The organism is Thermophagus sp. OGC60D27, assembly GCF_052400625.1.
Taxonomy (GTDB): domain Bacteria; phylum Bacteroidota; class Bacteroidia; order Bacteroidales; family Marinilabiliaceae; genus Thermophagus.
Genome location: NZ_JBQTGH010000005.1, coordinates 173958 through 192710, shown reverse-complemented (window position 1 = coordinate 192710; position 18753 = coordinate 173958). Strand labels below are relative to the sequence as shown.

Annotated in this window: 13 protein-coding genes; 4 read left to right on the top strand and 9 right to left on the bottom strand. The window is 44.2% G+C overall.

What is annotated here, in order from left to right; genetic code table 11:
- Nucleotides 1-448 precede the first annotated feature (448 nt).
- Nucleotides 449-1219, top strand: coding sequence for a DUF6261 family protein (locus ACT29H_RS07950; RefSeq protein ID WP_444821087.1), 771 nt, complete (start codon nucleotides 449-451; stop codon nucleotides 1217-1219).
- A gap of 154 nt (nucleotides 1220-1373) precedes the next feature.
- Here the strand turns inward: ACT29H_RS07950 and recG are convergent, their stop codons facing one another.
- Nucleotides 1374-3473 carry an ATP-dependent DNA helicase RecG gene (gene recG, locus ACT29H_RS07945; RefSeq protein ID WP_444821086.1) on the bottom strand — a complete coding sequence of 700 codons (2100 nt, stop codon included), beginning with the start codon at nucleotides 3471-3473 and terminating at the stop codon, nucleotides 1374-1376.
- Between the two features lie 415 nt (nucleotides 3474-3888).
- On the bottom strand, nucleotides 3889-4209 hold the full coding sequence (locus ACT29H_RS07940; RefSeq protein ID WP_444821085.1) for a hypothetical protein: 321 nt from the start codon (nucleotides 4207-4209) through the stop codon (nucleotides 3889-3891).
- A 302-nt stretch (nucleotides 4210-4511) separates the two neighbouring features.
- Between ACT29H_RS07940 and ACT29H_RS07935 the strand changes: the two genes are divergently transcribed.
- Nucleotides 4512-5309 carry an O-methyltransferase gene (locus ACT29H_RS07935; RefSeq protein WP_444821084.1) on the top strand — a complete coding sequence of 266 codons (798 nt, stop codon included), beginning with the start codon at nucleotides 4512-4514 and terminating at the stop codon, nucleotides 5307-5309.
- A 214-nt stretch (nucleotides 5310-5523) separates the two neighbouring features.
- Nucleotides 5524-6228, top strand: coding sequence for an ABC transporter ATP-binding protein (locus ACT29H_RS07930; RefSeq protein WP_444821083.1), 705 nt, complete (start codon nucleotides 5524-5526; stop codon nucleotides 6226-6228).
- Nucleotides 6229-6281: 53 nt separating this feature from the next.
- Here the strand turns inward: ACT29H_RS07930 and ACT29H_RS07925 are convergent, their stop codons facing one another.
- From ACT29H_RS07925 to ACT29H_RS07895, 7 genes are all read right to left on the bottom strand, one after another.
- Nucleotides 6282-7991 carry an alanine/glycine:cation symporter family protein gene (locus ACT29H_RS07925; RefSeq protein WP_444821082.1) on the bottom strand — a complete coding sequence of 570 codons (1710 nt, stop codon included), beginning with the start codon at nucleotides 7989-7991 and terminating at the stop codon, nucleotides 6282-6284.
- A gap of 566 nt (nucleotides 7992-8557) precedes the next feature.
- Nucleotides 8558-10678 (bottom strand): Tex family protein, encoded by a 2121-nt coding sequence (locus tag ACT29H_RS07920; RefSeq protein WP_444821081.1) that lies wholly within the window; start codon nucleotides 10676-10678, stop codon nucleotides 8558-8560.
- 31 nt (nucleotides 10679-10709) lie between these two features.
- On the bottom strand, nucleotides 10710-11954 hold the full coding sequence (locus tag ACT29H_RS07915) for a DEAD/DEAH box helicase (protein ID WP_444821080.1): 1245 nt from the start codon (nucleotides 11952-11954) through the stop codon (nucleotides 10710-10712).
- Nucleotides 11955-12198: 244 nt separating this feature from the next.
- Nucleotides 12199-13383 carry a class I SAM-dependent rRNA methyltransferase gene (locus tag ACT29H_RS07910; protein ID WP_444821079.1) on the bottom strand — a complete coding sequence of 395 codons (1185 nt, stop codon included), beginning with the start codon at nucleotides 13381-13383 and terminating at the stop codon, nucleotides 12199-12201.
- A 55-nt stretch (nucleotides 13384-13438) separates the two neighbouring features.
- Nucleotides 13439-14020, bottom strand: coding sequence for a 3'-5' exonuclease (locus ACT29H_RS07905; protein WP_444821078.1), 582 nt, complete (start codon nucleotides 14018-14020; stop codon nucleotides 13439-13441).
- Nucleotides 14021-14108: 88 nt separating this feature from the next.
- Entirely contained in the window at nucleotides 14109-14753 is a 645-nt protein-coding gene (locus ACT29H_RS07900; RefSeq protein ID WP_444821077.1) for a DUF5063 domain-containing protein, read from the bottom strand.
- 69 nt (nucleotides 14754-14822) lie between these two features.
- Nucleotides 14823-16730 carry a RecQ family ATP-dependent DNA helicase gene (locus ACT29H_RS07895; protein WP_444821076.1) on the bottom strand — a complete coding sequence of 636 codons (1908 nt, stop codon included), beginning with the start codon at nucleotides 16728-16730 and terminating at the stop codon, nucleotides 14823-14825.
- Nucleotides 16731-16948: 218 nt separating this feature from the next.
- Here ACT29H_RS07895 and guaB point away from each other — a divergent pair, with 218 nt between their 5' ends.
- Nucleotides 16949-18418: an IMP dehydrogenase gene (guaB, locus tag ACT29H_RS07890; protein ID WP_444821075.1), complete on the top strand. Its 1470-nt coding sequence runs from the start codon at nucleotides 16949-16951 to the stop codon at nucleotides 18416-18418.
- Nucleotides 18419-18753 lie beyond the last annotated feature (335 nt).

The window sequence follows — 18753 nt, the reverse complement described above, 5'->3', positions numbered from 1 at the left end:
ACGCCAGCTAACGTTTAAGATTTGCTCCTGCACACTGCAGCGGGTCAGCTAATGTTTAAGATTTGCTCCTGCACACTGCAGCGGGTCAGCTAACGTTTAAGATTTGTTCCTGCAGGCTGCAGCACGTCAGCTAACGTATAAGATTTGCTCCTGCACACTGCAGCGGGTCAGCTAACGTTTAAGATTTGTTCCTGCACGCTGCAGCGGGTCAGCTAACGTTTGAGATTTGCTCCTGCACGTTGCTGCGGCTCAGAAAATTCTCTGAAAACGTGCTGCACATTGCAGCACCTCAGAAAAGATTCTTAAAGATTGCTGTTAGTTTATTTTTTGGTAATTAGTAAATAGATTGGGAAAGATGTGGTTAAGGTTAAAAAAATCTTGAAAATAAAAATGGAAATTATTAATTTTTGCACAGCGTTATCAATCTCTGCAGAAAAATTCATTGGTTATGTTTACTAAAGTTTTGATTCATCGTTTTCATAACAGTGAATTTCTCCAGTATTTCGATTTTTTGCTGGAGATATTGAGGACAAAAGATCCTGACCTTTTGAAGGTCAGAGAGCTTTATGATAAGATATTGTCGAAGTTCCAGCTCATGACTTCCATCTTTAAACCCGAAAGGGGGAGCGACCTGACACCCCTTCTGGAGGAAGCCGACGAGCGTAGAGATGCGGCCATTAACGGCCTGCTTTCACTATTGGATGCGTTTGTGAATCATGCGAATGCTGAAAAAAGAGATGCTGCCCTATTGCTTCTCAACGAGGCCAATACTTATGGACGGGGCATCTCACGGCTCAATTATCAGTCGGAGACCAGCACCATTGACAGTTTAATCAGCAAATGGAAGGGTTCGCCCGAATGTGTGGCGGCCATTGAAACGCTGGGGATCACCGACTGGATTGACGAGCTGGAGAGTGCCAATCAGGCATTCCGCCAATACTATCTGGAACGGCTGAAAGAGGATGCCAATAGCCCGGAGATCAAGCTGAAAGATCTGCGGAAAGAGATGACCGACTTATATCGTTTGTTGACCAATCATCTGGAGGTGCAGGCCACCATCAGTGAGGAGCCTTTATTTGATGAGGCAATACGGTCGATTAACGAGTTGAACGAACGTTACAACCGGTTGGTCATTGCCCGGCAGGGCGAGGATGAGGAGGATGGAGAAGCCTCTTCGGATGATGAAACCGATAGCGTATCAAGTGAAACGAGTCATTAATCATGTTTAACCTTGCAGGGTATTGATAATGCAATGTCTGAAGATAATTTTTCATTCCCCGGATCAGCTGCTTCCGGGGATTTTTTTTGAAATCATGGTTTTTGCTTCTTCTTCTTTCTGCAGATTCAGCCTTTCGGCTACGGACCCTTGACCGCTAACTAATCATCGCCCAGTTAATTTTTTGTTGGGCCAGTTTTTTTAGCTGTCGTTGCAGAATGGCGTTTTCGGGCTTCTGGAGCAGCGGGTCATCGGCGAGGATATCCATGGCCGTGTTTCGTGCCAGTTGCAGTATATGCGAATCTTTTGCCAAATTGGAAATCTTCAGGTCAAAGGGCAGTCCCGATTGTTGGGTTCCTTCCAGATCTCCCGGCCCGCGCAACTTCATGTCGGCTTCCGCAATTTCGAATCCGTCGTTGGTGCGGGTCATAATTTCCATTCGTTTTCTGGTTTCTTTTGAAAGTTTGTATCCGGTCATGAGGATGCAATAGCTTTGTTCGGCACCTCGTCCCACTCTGCCACGGAGCTGGTGAAGTTGCGAGAGTCCGAAGCGTTCGGCACTTTCAATCACCATGACGGTGGCATTGGGAACGTTGACCCCCACCTCGATGACGGTTGTGGCCACCAGAATTTGTGATTTCCCGGAGGCAAATTCCTGCATGGCGGCATCTTTTTCGGCGGGTTTCATCTTGCCGTGCAGCATGGTGATGTTTTGGTTTGGGAAGACCTGCCGGATATATTCATAACCATCGGTGAGGTTTTTGAAATCCAGCTTTTCCGACTCTTCGATGAGCGGATAGACGATGTAAACCTGCCGTCCTTCATCTATCTGTTTCTTTATAAACTTGTTGACCGACAGCCGGTTTTTATGATAGCCGTGCGTGGTGTTAACGGGTTTACGGCCGGGTGGTAATTCATCGATGACCGATACGTCCAGATCTCCGTAGATGGTCATGGCCAGCGTTCGGGGAATGGGGGTGGCCGTCATGACCAGCACATGGGGCGGTGTGGTGTTTTTTTTCCACAGTTTGGCGCGTTGTGCCACACCAAAGCGGTGTTGCTCATCGATAACGACCAGTCCCAGATTTTTGAATTGAACCGTATCTTCAATCAACGCATGAGTCCCGATCAGGATGTTCAGAGACCCATCCATCAGCGAGGTATGGATTCGCTTACGGTCGGATTGACGCGTAGAGCCGGTGAGCAACTCAATGGAAACGTCCATTCCTTTCAGAAAATCCCGGATGGTTTCAAAGTGCTGGGTCGCCAATATCTCTGTGGGGGCCATCAGGCAAGCCTGAAAGTTATTGTCGATGGCAATGAGCATGACCATCAGTGCTACCAGTGTTTTTCCGCTACCCACATCGCCCTGAAGGAGACGATTCATTTGTCGGCCGCTTCCCATATCTTTTCTCATCTCTTTAATGACTCTTTTTTGTGCGTTGGTGAGCTCAAAGGGAAGGTTATGCTCATAAAAATGATTGAAGATATGGCCTACTTTTTTGAAGATATTCCCCTTTGTGCTGAAGGTTCGTTGATTTCTTAACCTCAGAATGTTGAGCTGGATGTAGAAGAGTTCTTCAAACTTAAGCCGGAAGGAGGCTTTCTGCAGCGTTTGTGCATCCGGGGGCAAGTGAATATATCGGATGGCATCGTTGATCTTCATGAGCTTCATCTTGTTGATGATTGAAGCCGGAAGCGTTTCGGGGATGGATGCCTGAAAGGTTTGAAAAAGATTCTGTATCAGTTTAAAAATGGCACGGGAAGTGAGATAATGGTTTTTCATCTTCTCCGTGGTATTATAGAAGGGTTGAAGGCCTTGGAAAAATTGACTTTTCCCGGGCTGATCTTTTTCCAGTTCCGGATGTACGATGTTTATGGTGCGGTTGAAGAGCGATGGTTTGCCAAAGAGAATATAGGTCTGATCCGGCTTAATTTGATCTTTAAAATATTTGATGCCCTTAAACCATACCAGTTCCAGAGTTCCGGTGCCATCCGAAAAGGTGGCGACCATTCTTTGTCCTCGTCCCTGACCAATCATTTTCAGGGAAGTTATTTTGCCTCTTACTTGTATGTAGGGCATCTCCCCGTTGATTTCGTTGATGGCATATATCCTGCTCCGGTCCACATATTTATAAGGGAAATGGTAGAGCAGATCCTCGAAGGAGACAATTTTAAGCTCTTTTTTAAGGATTTCCGCCTTCTTGGGTCCGACCCCGGACAGGTACATAATATTTCTAGTGGCCAGATCAGACATTAATAGATCTTAGATTAAAGGTGATTTCTGAATAATGATTGAATGAAACGACCATGACATGATCAGATTGTCCCGAAAGATGATGTATAAAACCTTGTTTCATGCTGGTTCCATTCAGCCAATAACTTAGATGAATTTTATACGCATGGATTTAGTCGTTAAAATCCATCGATTGCATAAAGTTTATTGGGCAATTTGTAACAGCAGTTCAAAGTTCTGTTGTCACCTAAAACAACTTCAAAAATAGGCCAAACCTTTTATCCAAACAAATGACAGCGTTGGAGATTCGGAGGAGATGAGGAGGTGGCAGAAAAGAAATGTTGGGGCTAAGGGGTTGGATGTGAATGGGCAATAAAAAAAGGGGGCCCAACAATTTGATGGGGCCCCTTTTTCCTGTTCACTGAGCAACAATACTCTATTCCGTAGGATCTTTAACTTTTTTGGCGGCGTCATTCACTGCCTCTTTGGCCTCTTCAACAGTCTCTTCGGCCTCTTCAGCTAATTCTTCAGCATTTTCTTTTACCTCTTCAGCAGCCTCTTCGGCGCTGTCCATGGCGTCCTGAGCGGTTTCTTTCACGGCATCGGCAGCATCGTCAACCGCTTCCGTGGCTTCATCGGCCATTTCGCTGGCAGCCTCTATGGCATCCGCTTTTTCTTTGGCCTGTTTCTCTTTTCCGGCTTGCCCGCCACAAGACATCAGGCCTGCAACCATTAAAAGCAAAATAAAGTTTTTCATAGGTTTAAAGTTTTTTGGTTTGTTTAAAGATAGTTACTTATTTTACAGATCCTAAGTTATAAAAAAAATCTTATTTGCTACCAATTAAGAAAAAAAAGTTTCAGAAAAGGCATTTTACTGGTTGCAAACTACAGCATTACCTGAATGGTTCTTATTTTGTTTAAGTGAACATATTGTTGTGAGCTGCATTATTTTTGGTCAGGAGCGCATTGGGGTTGCTACTTTTTTCTTATTTTCAGTGCCCCATTTTTTGGGGACGCTTAAATGTTGAGACGTGTTTACCTCTTGAAAAGCAGATTGAATTGAAAAGAGATATTATTTTTTACAGAGTTCGTTCCTACTTAAAATATTTGCTGAAATCGAGACATCGAAAAGGCTATGGTATTCATTCCCCATTTGTGTTTTATCTGGTAAGAGAGTTGTTCGGAGAGGAACATCCGTTTTATGCCTTTAAAAAGATTGATGCTGCAAAGCGGATGTTGTTGAAAAACAATATGACAATAGGTCCGGAAACATTGGGAGCTCCTTCGGTTACCGGGGATAAGCGTCAAAAGGTGAAACATTTTGTAAAACAAGGAAGTCTTCCTGCCAAATATGGGGAATTGATCTTCCGGTTAGTTAATTATTTTGGCGCTAAAAATATTTTGGAACTGGGAACAGGGACCGGTCTGAGTACGCTATGGCTGGCATTGCCCGATTCGAGGGCCCGTGTGACGACCATAGAAGGAAGCCGTCAATTGTCGGATTTTGCCCGGCGGTTGTTTGAACTGGTTGAGGTGAATAATGTGCGGATTATTAATGATGCCTTTAACCGTGTTTTGCCCTCATTGCTGGACACCACCGACCATCTGGATTTCGTATTTTTTGACGGGGATCATCGGCGGGAGGCCACACTTCACTATTTTGAGCTGTGTTTGAAGAAAGCTCATAATGATACTGTTTTTGTGTTTGACGACATCCATTGGAGCCCAGATATGGAAGCTGCGTGGGAAACCATTTTACAACATCCTTCCATCACCGTATCGATGGATCTATACCGTATCGGGATTATATTTTTCAGGAAAGAGTGTACCCGTCAACACTATGTTGTTCGTTTCTGAGCCGTATGAAATGAGCATGACAATGTAGGTTTGTGGCCACAACAAGAATATGTATAAACTTTATCCGAAAGAAAGCCTTTTATCAATAGTTGTTTTCAACCATAAAATTTGTAGATTAAACCAAAGCAGTACTAATCAATCTAAGGAAGAACGTTTGTAAACTCTGACCTTCAGTAGGAAAGACGGGCTGTAAAAAATAAAATTCTTTTTACCCATGGATAACACGGTCATATTAATTGAGGAGCTACATAAACATTACCATCTGGGCACCCAGGTTGTGAAGGCCTTAAACGGCGTATCGCTGTCCATTCAACGTGGGGAGTATGTTGCCATAATGGGTCCGTCGGGCTCGGGAAAGTCGACGCTGATGAATCTGATAGGTGCATTGGATACCCCTTCTTCCGGTCGGTATATTTTGAATGGCCATGATGTTAGTCATATGACCGATGATAAGCTGGCAGAGATCCGTAATCGAGAAATAGGTTTTGTGTTTCAAACTTTCAATTTGTTGGGGCGTTACTCTGCTTTGGAGAATGTGGTGCTGCCGTTGGTCTATGGCGGTGTGGCACGTGAAGAGAGATATAAAAGGGGAAAAGAAGCCTTGGTAAATGTGGGGCTAGCCGATCGGATGATGCATAAACCCAATGAATTGTCGGGGGGACAAAGGCAACGTGTGGCCGTGGCCCGTGCCTTAATCAACAACCCCTCCCTGATTTTGGCCGATGAGCCTACCGGTAATCTTGATACCAAAACATCCATAGACATCATGCGCTTGTTCGACCAGATTCATGCGGCCGGAAATACCATTGTCCTGGTAACGCATGAGGAGGATATCGCCCAGTATGCCGAGCGAATCGTCAGGTTGCGTGACGGAAAAGTGGAAAGCGATGTTATGAATGAATCGCGTGTTCATGCATGAACATAAAGCGCATTATCTTTTTCTTTTTGTTCCAATAGGGATGCATCCCAATTCTATCTTTTGGGAACTTTCTCATTGGGAAAACTTTTACGGTATTCATTCCAGAACCCTGCAATTTCGGATTTCACTTCACGGTGAAGGAATAACAGCCCTACAAGGTTGGGGATGGCCATAAATGCCACAGTGATGCCTGAAACAATCCAGACAATGGTGGTATCGGTGAAGGAGGCCAGAAAGAATCCGATGATATAGACGAGTTTATACCATATCACCCCTTTTAATCCGAAGAGGAACGTGACGGCCCGTCCGCCATAATACGACCAGGCAATGGCCGTGGAGAAAGCAAAAAGCAGAAGTCCTATGGAAACAATATACTTGCCATAATTCCCCAGCCAACTTCTCGAAAATGCAATGGTGGTTAACGGAGCGCTGTGCAATAGTGATTTACCCTGAACGATAAAATGATCCGGATTGGAGAGTTTGCCGTTTTTGATGTGGATACTACCTGTAAATAAGGCGTTGTTGTGGGTTTTAAATACCACCTCTTCGGCAACCGACCGGGCATGGAGGATGGTAATGTCTTTGGGGCCTTTTCCTTTTTCGATTAGTACCTCTCCATTAAAGAGCGGGAGGGTCTTTTCACCGTTTATATGTTGGGCGAGAGCAGGACCATTGCTGTGCTCATTAAAGTTGCCAGCCAAAATTTCCATATCCGTCATTTGGAATTTTGTTTCATGTTTTTCTTTCCAGACGCCTGATGCCAGAATGGTAAGGCCGGTGAGCATGCAAATGATGACGGTATCAATAAAGGGTTCGAGGAGCGCAACCAATCCTTCCGATACCGGTTCGTGAGCTCTTGCGGCGGCATGAGCAATAGGGGCAGATCCTTGTCCTGCCTCATTGGAGAAGAGACCACGGTTAACACCTCTGTTAAAGGCAAAAGCCATGGATGCTCCCAGAAAACCGCCGGTTGCCGCACTGCCTGTGAATACGCCTGCCGCAATGGCTTGGATGGAGGGAATGATGTTTTGGTAGTTGTATGCGATAACCAGAATAGCTCCGATAAAGTATATGACCGCCATGGCCGGAACCAGGGTCTGAGTTACTTTGGCGATGCGTTTTATGCCTCCGATAATAATGAAGCCCAGTAATAGACTTAAAACAGCTCCAGTAATAATATGTGGAAGATGAAAGGTCTGAAAAAGAGAATTGGCGATGCTGTTGATCTGAGGCAGGCTGCCGGTTCCAAACGAGGAGAAGATGGTGGCAATGGCAAAAACAAAAGCCAGAAAGCTGCCGGTTTTAATGATTTTTCCGGAAGGGAGGGTTATGTTCAAACGCTTTTTCATGAAATACATCGGGCCCCCGCTAATGGAGCCGTCTGAGGCCTTTTCTCTGTATTTATGCGAAAGCGTTACTTCCACAAACTTGGTGGTCATGCCAATCAGTGCCGTTACCAACATCCAGAAGAGAGCCGGAGGGCCACCCAGATGGAGGGCCAGCGCTACCCCTGCGATGTTTCCGGTTCCTACAGTCCCCGAAAGGGCTGTGGTGAGTGCCTGAAAATGACTGGTATCACCTTCGTCTCCTGCGCGATCGAACTTCCCCCGAACAATTTTGATCGCATATTTGAAGTAACGTATTTGTGGAAAATAGAGATAAAGGGTATAAAAAATTCCGGTTCCCAAAAGAAGATAAACAAACCATTGAGAGCCCCCAATCAGCTTGTCGATGGACGTTAGATATTCGGTGATTTTTTGCATAACGGCTGTGTCTCATAATTTTATATTACAAATATAAAAATATATGACATTTATCAGATCTTTTGGGAGAAGATATGAGCGAATTCTGACGAAAAGTTACGGGACAAAATAGGAACTATTGACCCCAAAATGCTTATAGCTAAAATCTATTTTGGGAAGGGTTGGAAGGTGGAATGGTTAAAAGGTAAAAGGGTTGAAAGGTAAGAGGGTTGAAAGGTGGAAAAGGTAGATGCAGATGGTTGTTGGACATCGTTGCAGAGGAAGGCAGAAGGGTACTCCGTAAAGATTGAAAAAACAGGACCGGAATAAAACCATTGAGCAGGAACGGGTTCAATTCTAATTCCCGCTCAATGGTGATTTCTTTAACCCGAATAATGCATTAGAATTTCGTCGTGAGAATTAAAAGTGCAATCAATCAAGAACTTGTTGAAATGAGGCATAGCACCGCTATGGTGAATTGAGACAAGTTAGCTTGCGACTTGATTGGCAGCAATTTTAATTCGTAATAGATTTTCTAATGCATTTTTCGGGTTTAATTAAAAGGGATGTGAATAAAGGTGTGGGGATTAGATTTTCATGGATAGTTGAATTCTTTTTCTGGCGACATCCACATCCAATACTTTAACCTCAACATGTTGATGCAGTTTAACCACATCTGCCGGATTGGAAACAAAGCGATCGGCCAATTGAGAGATGTGGACCAACCCATCTTGTTTAACACCAACATCCACAAAGGCGCCGAAGTTAGTGATGTTGGTAACAATTCCCGGGACCACCATGCCGGGCTTGAGGTCATCTAAGGAGAATACATCTTTGGCAAACTCGAAAACTTTGATGGTTTGGCGAGGGTCACGTCCCGGTTTTTCCAATTCCTGCATGATGTCTTTAAGCGTCGGGAGCCCCGTGGTTGGGGTGATATATTTATTCAGGTCTACCGCGTCTCTCAGTTTTTTCTCTTGGATGAGGTCGGACACGTTACATTTCAGATCATTGGCCATCTTTGTGACGATGGGGTAGGATTCGGGGTGCACCGCAGTGTTGTCCAGCGGATTTTTGGCATTGCTGATGCGGAGGAATCCTGCAGCTTGCTCATAAGCTCTGGCACCCAGCCGAGGAACTTTTTTCAGATCTTCCCGGCTCTGGAAGGCCCCATTTTCATTGCGCCAGGCGACAATGTTTTTGGCCAGTGAGGGTCCGAGGCCGGAGATGTAGGTGAGCAGGTGATGGCTGGCGGTGTTGAGGTTTACCCCAACCATATTGACGACCGATTCCACGACGCGGTCGAGAGCTTCCTTCAGACGGGTTTGGTCCACATCATGTTGGTATTGACCCACTCCGATTGATTTGGGATCAATTTTAACCAGTTCTGCCAGGGGGTCCATCAGTCGTCGGCCGATGGAAACGGCGCCGCGAACGGTGACGTCATAATCGGGGAATTCTTCTCTGGCCACTTTGCTGGCACTGTAAACCGAGGCGCCGTCTTCGCTTACCACAAAGACCAGGACGTCGCGGTCGAATTTAATTTTTCTGACAAACGCTTCGGTTTCGCGGGAGGCGGTGCCGTTGCCAATGGCAATTGCTTCAATGTTATATGCATCAACCATAGATGCCAGTTTTTTCATTGCCTTTCCGGTCTCTTTTTGTGGGGGATGAGGATAAATGGTTTCGTTATGCAGCAATTGTCCCTGTGCATCCAGACAGACAACTTTGCATCCGGTGCGGTAACCGGGATCGATGGCGAGTACGCGTTTTTGTCCCAGAGGAGGTGTCAACAGCAGCTGTCTGAGGTTTTCCGCAAAAACTTTTATGGCTTCTTCGTCCGCCTTTTCTTTGAAGGTGGCCAAGGTTTCGTTTTCCAGTGAAGGAGCCAACAATCTTTTATAGGCATCTTGCAGCGCCATGGCTACCTGTTCGGTGGCCGGGGTTTCACCTTTCAAAAACAGACGTTCCAAACGAGGCATTACTTCTTCCTGGTCGGGATGAGCGGAAATCTTCAGAAATCCTTCTTTCTCTCCCCGTTGCATGGCCAGAAAACGGTGCGACGGACATTTTTTGAGGGGTTCGCTCCATTCGAAATAGTCGCGGTATTTGGCCCCTTCTTCCTCTTTGTCCTTAACAAGTTTGGAGGCGATCACCGATTTGTGATAAAAGGCGTTTCGTACAATCTCGCGGGCCGTTTTGTTTTCATTGATCCATTCGGCAATAATATCTCTTGCGCCTTGTAGCGCTGCATCTACATCTGGTACTTCATCGTTCAGGAATTTGGTGGCGAGGGTCTCAATATCCTTTTCGAATTGCTTAAATAAGGTTTTGGCCAGAGGTTCCAGTCCTCGTTCTTTGGCTTTGGAAGCCCGTGTTTTCCGTTTGGGTTTATAAGGAAGATAGAGGTCTTCCAGCTCCACGGGGTCGTAGCAATTGTCGATGCGATCTTTTAAATCTTCAGTGAGGGCGTCTTGCTCTTCAATAGCTTTCAAAACGGTCATTTTTCGTTTTTCCAGCTCTTTAAATTTTTCGTAGTATTCTTTAATGGAATTGATCGCCACTTCATCGAGGCTTCCGGTACGTTCCTTCCGGTAACGACTGATAAAAGGGATGGTAGCTCCTTCATCCAGGAGTTCAATGGTGTTTTGTATTTGGGATGCAGAAATGTTTGTTTTTTCGGCAATCAGATTGGGGATGGTTCGCATGTTAAAGACGAATTTAGAAAATCAAAAAAAATTACTTTTTAAGGTTCTTCTTTTGAGGGTTATTGGCGCCTTTGTAATGTTGTTTCTTTTTGAATGGTTTTTGCCATTTTCTGTTTCCCCTGTTTTTTTGGGGATTGTATTCGGGGCCTTCTCCCAATTCCGGTGGCGGTGGAATTTTTATGATGGAGGCATCAATCAGTTTTTCGATTTTTAGAAAATCTTGCTGGTCTTTTTCCGAAATGAATGTGATGGCAATTCCTGTAGAGGATGCCCGAGCTGTTCGCCCTACACGGTGCACATAATCTTCCGCGTCGTTGGGAACATCAAAATTGATAACCAGGTCGATGCCTTCCACATCGATGCCTCGGGCAATAATATTCGTGGCCACCAGAATTTGAATATTGCGGTTTCGGAAGTTACGCATGACTTCGGTGCGTTCCTTTTGGTCAAGATCGGAGTGGATGGCATGGGCATTAAAGCCGTTTTGCTTAAGGGATCTCTGAATGTCTTTCACTTTTTGTTTGGTGGAAGAGAAAATGATGATGCTTTGGAGATCCTTCCCTTTCAGCAAGGTGTTGATAAGCGGTATTTTTTGGTTTTCATAGACCACATAGGCTGCTTGTAAAATACCCTCGGCCGGCTTGGATAAGGAAATATTCACTTCCTCAAATTCGGATAATAGTTCGCGCGCTAAATTTCTTATTTTGGGAGGCATGGTGGCAGAAAACATGAGGGTCTGCCTTTTTTCAGGCAGGTATGACACTATTTGCATAATGTCTTCATAAAATCCCATGTCCAGCATTCGGTCGGCTTCATCCAAAATAAGGTGTTTCAGCGTATCCATTTTGACATAGCCCATACTTAAATGCTGAATGAGTCGTCCGGGCGTGGCAATGATGACGTTTGCTCCGGTGATCAAAGCATTTTTTTGCCGGCTCCAAAGGTCGGCATCGTTCCCGCCATATACCGCAATAGAAGTGATGGGCAGATAGTAACCAAAACCTTCCATTTGCTGATCGATCTGCATGGCGAGCTCGCGGGTGGGTACCAGCACCAGCGTGTTGAGCCCTTGCGTGGGTGTTACCACCTGCTGGTTGAGGACGGGTAAAAGGTAGGCGGCAGTTTTACCTGTCCCGGTTTGTGCACAGGCGATCAGATCTTTGCCGTTTAGTATGGCCGGAATCGTGGCCTCCTGTACCGGCGTTGCCTGCTCAAATCGCATGGCTTCAAGTCCTTCCAGGACTTCAGCAGAGAAACCAAATTCAGTGAATTTCAAAATATCATTTGTTTTGAATGTGTTATTAATTGTATGGTCTAAGACTATTGATCAAAAATAGTTGATCCATAGGTGTAGAGGCATCTTCTTATTTCCCTCTCTAAATGTTTTTGGAGTCTTTAAAACTACGTTTCATCAGTATAAAATTGGTTCATCCATTGGTCTGATGGAACTCGCATGACCATTAGTTTATATATGTTCTTGTTGTGGCAATCTCACAATGTCATGCTCGTTTCATCCGAATTTATTCCACAAAAAGAACCAGCCCCTTCAGATATTCACTCTCCGGGTGATAAATGTTAACAGGGTGGTCGGCCGGTTGTTCCATCTGATGCAAAATACGTACATATCGTCCTGCTTTCGCAGCGGCAGAGAAAACTGTTTTTCGAAATGCATCGCGACTAATAACCTGTGAACAGGAAAAAGTAAAGATGATGCCACCGGGTTTAATGTTTTGAATGGCTTTGGCATTTAACTTTCGATACCCCTTTAATGCATTGGGAATAACATTCAGGTGTTTGGCAAAAGCAGGTGGATCCAGAACTATAAGATCGTATTTGTTTTTGCTTTTGTCAAGAAATTTAAAGGCATCTTCGGCATAGGCCTGGTGTCTGGCGTCCTCGGGAAAGTTAAGCGCTACATTTTTTTTGGTCAGTTCAATTGCCCTTTCTGAGCTGTCAACCGAATGAACCAGTGATGCTCCTCCCCTTAGTGCATAGAGCGAAAACCCGCCTGTGTAACAAAACAGATTCAATATGTTTCGATCTTTGCTGTACTTTTCCAGTAATACTCGGTTTTCCCGTTGATCGATAAAGAAACCGGTCTTTTGGCCTTTATCCAAGTCCACATAAAAACGGAGTCCGTTTTCGGAAGCGACATTGATTTCGGTTTTTCCTTTCAGGAATCCATTTTCAGGATCTATCCGTGATTTAAAAGGAATGGTGCCTTCCGACTTGTTGTAAATAGCTTTTAGCCGTGAACCTAAAACATTTTCCAGAGCTTGACAGATGGTATCTTTGATAATGTACATGCCAACGGTATGGATCTGAAGAACAGCGGTGCCGTCATACATGTCGATGATGAGTCCCGGCATACCATCGCCCTCGGCATAAACCAACCGCCATGCATTGGTGTCGGGGTTGCTGGTCAGCCCTGCTGCCTCTCGGACCGCCAGCGCATCCTGAATTTTTTTTGTCCAGAATGCCACATCGGGCACCACCTTATCAAAGGCAATCATCCGCACGGCGATAGAGCCTATCTGGAAATATCCAACACCCAGAAAGTTATTTTTGAAGTCATAAACTTCAACCACTTCACCTTCTTCAATATTTCGGTCAATTTTATCAACGGCACCCGAAAAAACCCAGGGATGCAACCTCAGGAGACTTTGTTCTTTTCCGGGTTTAAGAGAGATTTTTGCAAATTCCATGAAAATAATTGGAAGTTTAAGAGCCTTTAATTTTTTCGTTTGTTCAAACGATACATTAAGCTACGGGTTTCAATTTTTTTATTTTGCGGTAAATTTTTAAAGCCACCCAGGCATCCGTAGCCGCATATAAAATCTGTCCTTCACTTAAGGATTCAGCTTCCCAGTTGGAAAGTCGTTGCCTTTTAGAGATACGAATGCCCAAAAGAAGCCCTGCCAGGTTTTTTAGGCTTAAGACTTCAATGCCATATTTGGGCGCCAGTTCCTGAATGTCGATGAACCCTTTGGGAGTGAATTTGCTTAGACGTTGAAGCCCTCTCAGGTCGTCGCGTATCCCTACACCCACTTTTTTGATTTTGGCATTGGAGAGAAGGTGAGCTAAAGGCTCATTAAACCCGGTAATGTTAAGCCGAAAAAGAAATGCTTCATCATCGGTGCTTAATTGCAGTAATGCAACCTTGTTCGAAACCCCTTTTTTAAATGAAGGCTTTGTTTCGGTATCGAATCCGATAATTTTTTCATTTTTCAGTTTTTCTGCAATGGCGGTTGCTTGAAGCGGATCTTCAACAACATTAACAGGTCCTTCGAACTGTTTTAGAGGTAATTCTTTAATATCGTCTTTTGTAATGGTATTCTGCATTCAGTTATATAATTTTTTTGATACGTCCGGCTTTTAAATAAGATGTCCGGTCGGTAAAAAAGAGCCAATGATTCCACAAGAAGGTCAATTAACCCTCCAGATGGTCATCGTGGTCTTCCTGCCAGTTTTTCTGCATCTTTGAGATTAGCCAGTCTTCTTTATTTCTTTTATCCTCAAAGAGATCGGCTTCGTCGTTTTCTTCATCGATATCTTCGCCGTTAAAAGCAACCTGATGGAGTGCTCTTAATACATTCACCAACCTTTGTCCCCAGAACGCTTCGAAGTTATTGACCAGTTCGATCAGGGCGTCATTCATTATTTCGGTGACGGCTGTACGATAGCTCATCAAAAAATCTTTGACGTCCTGATAAATGTCAGTCAGGTTTTCCGAAATGGTGGCGGTAAGGGGTTCTTCACTGTGTTGCATATCTGCAGTGAAAACTTCCAGGTAATCGTTATATGGCCCCATTTTGAACAAAATGGCATTTTGAATTTGCTGATACTCTTCTTCCGACACAAATTTTTCAAGGAAGTCATCTTCCAGCATGCTTTCCGTTTTTGGTAATACTGATACCTTCAGATACAAAAGCGGCAACATCTTGCGTCCGGTTTCCACAAAGTCGCGACGCGTGAATGCGGGAGTTTTTTCCAGCCACGCACAAAACTCCTTGGCAACCGTAACAAATTCTATAACATTTTTTGAATAAACCGGATGGTCAAAATCTGTTTCCATATGAAGTGCAAAAGTAGTGATAAATATTGATTATGTAGTGATTAATGTTATGTAGTTTGTAAAACAGTTTTATTTTAGCCATTCAAGATCCCCTGTTTCTGTCTCACCAATTATTTCGTGATCTTCAAGCCAATGCAATACTTTCCATACGTTATCTTGATCAAAGGGAAGTTGGTTGGCCAATTCTTCGGCAGGCATCATTTTATGATTTAATATTTTTTCAATAGCCTGTTTTATTTCTTCAAAAGTACTATCCTTTAGCCCCGTTTTTTTTCTGGAAAGGCATACATCGCAAATACCGCACTCTTCCGATTTGCTTTGTCCAAAATAATTGAGCAGAAACCGGCTTCGACAAATATAAGAGGTGGATCCATATTCTATTACAGCATCGGTTTGTTCCTGATATCGAAGTTTACGTTCTTCATAGACCTCCTTGGGAAAGCGTATATAGCGTTGTTCTTCTCTTGATTGGCTGTACGATATCAGGGGGGTGGTACGACGGGGGATGTAATGTATGATTCCCACTTTACTCAATTTGGCAAGTGCCTGATAGAATGTTTTAACTGTAACACCAAGCTTCGCGGCCAGGTCTGCCTCATTGATAGAGGCATATTCCGTAAACAGACCGGTATAGTTACGTAATAAAATTTTAATGAAAGGATCCAGTTCTTCATTCTCTACCTGGAACTTGTAAAGGTCATTGCCATGGACCAAAAACATAACCTTGGAAGGGATGTCCAGCTCTTCGGTAAAGGTAAGGTATCCGGCTCTCTGGAGAATCTTTAGTGAGTTGTAAACAGTGAGGATGCTGAATTTGAATGCACTGCAAAATTTCCCGATGTCAAAGTCATAGACCATTTGAAAGCCGGCGCCTATAGGTAATTGGAAAAAATTGCCCAAAGCGTCATAAACCCGTTTGATGGTTTCGGGCTCGGGGAAGGTGGTGTTTACCTGCTTTTGTAGCTTTGCCCGGTCGTTGTTACTCCACAACAGGACGGAGTAAGCCTTTTTCCCGTCTCGTCCTGCCCGACCCGCCTCCTGGAAATAGGCCTCAAGAGAGTCGGGGGCATCCATGTGAACCACCAAGCGAACATCGGGCTTGTCGATTCCCATCCCAAAAGCATTGGTGGCTACCATAACGCGTGTTTCATTCTTTTTCCAACGGGTCTGTTTTTCATCTTTGGAGGCATTGGTAAGTCCGGCATGAAAATAATCGGCACTGATGTGGTTCTGTTGCAGAAGAGAAGCATATTCTTTTGTTTTTTTACGACTTCTGACATAAACCACCGCACTTCCCCTAACCGAATTAAGTATTTTCAGAAGTTGTAATTCCTTCTTTTCGGTTGCTCTGACGACATAAGCGAGGTTGGGACGAGCAAAACTTTTTTTGAAAACATTTTTTGCTTTGAAGTGCAATTGCTGCATGATATCTTCTACTACCAAGGGCGTGGCAGTGGCCGTGAGCGCCAGTACCGGAACATCGGGAATAAGCTCGCGAATGGCAGCAATTTTTAGATAAGAAGGGCGAAAATCGTATCCCCATTGAGAAATACAGTGTGCTTCATCAATGGCCAGAAGATTGACTTTTAGTTGAGGTAACTTTTCCAGAAAAAGATCTGTGCTAAGCCTTTCGGGTGAGACATATAAAAATTTGGTTCCTCCAAAAATGGCATTGTCGAAGGTGACTTTTATTTCGCGATAAGTAAGCCCGGAATGAATGGCGGCTGCTTTAATGCCTATTCTTTTGAGATTCTCTACCTGATCCTTCATGAGGGCGATCAGGGGGGTAACCACCAGACAGGTTCCTTCATTGGCCAGAGCAGGTACCTGAAAGGTAATGGACTTACCTCCACCAGTAGGCATTAGGGCCAAGGTGTCACGTCCTTCTCCGATGGATTGAATGATTTCTTCCTGTAGGGGACGAAACCTATCAAACCCCCAGTATTTTTTCAGAATATCCAAATATCGGCTTGACATACCACAAAATTAGTATTTGCAGTAATTAATTCACTCGTTGAAGTAAAAAAACGTCAGGTCTTAAAAATAATTTTAGGACCTGAATTATACCATTACAGTTTTATGGTGTTCGGCAAGATGCTGAATATTTAGAATAAAGAAGCATTGCAGGGTTATAGATAAAAACAGATAAATTCTTACCTTTGCCAAAATTTTCATACACGTAAAAACAACAGCCCATGTCATTTCTTAAAGACAAAATCGTATCGGATGGTTTGACCTTCGATGATGTACTTCTGGTTCCGGCTTATTCGGAAGTGTTGCCTCGAGAAGTTGATCTGTCCACTCGCTTTTCCCGTAACATTAGCTTAAATACCCCTATTGTTTCGGCCGCAATGGATACTGTTACGGAAGCACAATTGGCAATAGCCATTGCTCGTGAAGGAGGAATTGGCGTGATTCATAAAAATATGTCGATAGAGGAACAGGCCAAACAAGTGGAAATTGTCAAGAGGGCAGAAAACGGAATGATTTATGACCCGGTGACAATAAAGCGAGACAAAACAGTAGGAGATGCGCTGGCTCTCATGAGTGAATATAAAATAGGCGGAATTCCTGTGGTGGATGAAGATGGTTTTTTGGTGGGGATCGTAACCAATCGTGATCTTCGCTTCGAAATGAATTTTAATCGTTCTATAGAAGAAGTGATGACCTCCGAGAACTTGGTTACTACCAATCAGACGACAGATCTTGAAAAAGCGGTGGATATCCTTCAGCGACATAAGATTGAGAAACTGCCGGTGGTAGATAAAGATAATAAATTGATCGGGCTGGTTACCTATAAAGATATTACCAAGGCAAAGGATAAACCCTTCGCGTGCAAAGATGCCAAAGGTCGCTTACGGGTGGCGGCAGGGGTCGGCGTTACCACCGATACTTTTGATCGCATTGATGCCTTGGTGCAAGCCAATGTAGATGCCATTGTGATTGACACGGCTCATGGTCATTCCAAAGGGGTTCTCCTGACATTGAAAGAGGCCAAACGTCGTTATCCCGATCTGGAAGTGGTAGTGGGAAATATCGCAACCGCCGACGCAGCCATGGATTTGGTAAAACATGGTGCCGACGGCGTAAAAGTGGGAATTGGCCCCGGATCAATATGTACCACCCGTGTGATTGCCGGTGTGGGCGTACCTCAATTGTCGGCAATATATGAAGTTCACAAAGCCTTAAAAGGTACCGATGTTCCGTTGATCGCGGACGGAGGATTAAGGTACAGCGGAGATATTGTGAAAGCATTGGCAGCAGGGGCTCACTCGGTTATGGCTGGTTCGCTGTTTGCCGGAGTGGAAGAATCGCCGGGAGAAACAATTATATATAACGGCCGAAAATTTAAAGCCTATCGGGGTATGGGGTCCATTGAAGCGATGCAGCAAGGATCGAAAGACCGTTATTTCCAGGATGTGGAAGACGATATTAAGAAGTTGGTCCCTGAGGGTATTTCAGCTCGCGTTCCCTATAAAGGTACTTTGTATGAAGTAATTTATCAGCTAATAGGAGGTTTGCGTGCCGGGATGGGCTATTGTGGTGCTAACAATATCGACAGACTGCATGATGCCAGATTTACGCGCATAACGAATGCCGGAGTAATGGAAAGTCATCCTCATGATGTTACCATCACTCGTGAAGCGCCCAATTATTCTCGTTAAAATAAAGGTTTGAAGATAACGCCAACCCGGGACAACTATTCCGTTGCCCGGGTTGTTTTTTGCTTGCCGTTGAATATAAGATTTTAAAAGGGGTTTGTAACAGAGCAAACAATCTATTATTTTTGTGTGCATTACAATGATTGTTCCTTGAATGAAGTTGTTTTTAATTTAAGTTGTCTGAAACTTATAACGTTGTGGACAGAGGTGATATGAAACCACTGGTATTTAGTAATCTGACTTTTTTGTGTTGGAAAATATTTTTAGGTTTTTTGAAGCATGCAAGGAGGCGGCGACTGTAAAGAGATGCATCATTTTTATGCTGTGGGTTTATCGGA